Consider the following 1,283-nt stretch of genomic DNA (forward strand, 5'->3'; position numbering starts at 1 on the left):
ACACTCACTGCCCTCGAGCTGGCCAGCCGGGCGCTGCCAGGTCTACCGACATCCCTAGGTACCGACCACCCTACCCTTAGCGCCGAGGCTAGAGCTCCCTTCGCCCCAGTGCCGGCAGATGCCATCCGCGGCACGGTCCGCCGCGCTACGCCTTCGCCCGTGGAAGGAAATGCGGCATCCGCGGTGACTCCACCCTCGAACGTCCAGCCGTCGGCAGCGTCGGACGGCAAGCAGACCGTGTACAACGACCAGAACTTCACGCCCCGCGGCGCCGATAACGTGGTGAGCTTCAGCGAAGCCCCTCGAAGCGAGGCGACAGAAGAGGCGCCCTCGCAGCTAACGAAGGTCACGGTGGTGCACCAGACACCGAGCATGAAGGACCGCGCCTGCTGGCCGTATAAGGCTGGCAGCCTGGAGCATCGCAACTGCCGATCCGCCGTGGGTCTTGAGTACCGGGATTAGCGCCACTGCGGCCGCCGGCCAGATCTGCGGGGTTCACGCCCGGGGCGTGGTCAATCCGGCGTTTGCCTAAGCAGCTGCCATGTTGTACTGACAGGGATCTCTCCTTCAGCGCCACCGGCACGCAGCGTTCGCTATTTGGGCGCGATGAGGAGATAGCTGCCACTTCGGCTTGGAGGCCTACACCTAGGCTCAACAACCGCTATCGGATTACCTTGGGCGGAGAATTCTATTCCCTGAATTCCAAACGGATCTTAAGTACGCCTCGGCTTGGAAGCACGTTTTGGCGCACGCTTACGGACGGGAGCACGGTGTGTGCGGCTGCTCTCAAAGCGTGCCAGTGCACGTCAACGAATGTCGCCTCTACGCCGTAGCCACGCACCGCTTCCGAATGCTACGGCTATGCCGTCGGCATGGTGTGAGAAATCGACGAAGGGAAAAATGAAGGTGAGGCACGCCAGGGTATTCAGCAGTAAGAATCCGGGGGGAACCTACAGATACGCCTTCCCGCCCGCTGCGACCGCCGTTGAGAAGCCGGTCGTGACCGTCCTAGGCCTGCTAAATCTTCTCTGGTCGGAAAGCCAGCTCGACACGTGGGACCCGGCAAGGGCGTCCACGCGCAACGGCGAATTGCTATCCCATCAGCTTCACGTGTGAGTCGGGCGTATGTCGGTAGCGGCACGCTTAAAGCCCGACCAAATGCTACTACTGGCCGCCAAACGGAAAATTGCAGCGAAGGCGGTCTCACGCATCTGACGGCTGAACGTAGTAGGATACCTAGACCGATACGACAGGGAACGCCACACCGAGTCGCTGGAGAAATG

General features: G+C 61.7%; 1 protein-coding gene. It reads left to right on the top strand.

The annotated features are described in order from the left end of the window. Positions 1-462, top strand: a 462-nt coding sequence (locus tag QKY98_RS23350; RefSeq protein ID WP_284671670.1) for a hypothetical protein, incomplete at its 5' end; no start/stop codon positions are given. Between the last annotated feature and the right edge of the window lie 821 nt (positions 463-1,283).

The sequence above is a fragment of the Pseudomonas sp. HR1 genome, from assembly GCF_030175875.1.
Taxonomy (GTDB): Bacteria; Pseudomonadota; Gammaproteobacteria; order Pseudomonadales; family Pseudomonadaceae; genus Chryseomonas; species Chryseomonas oryzihabitans.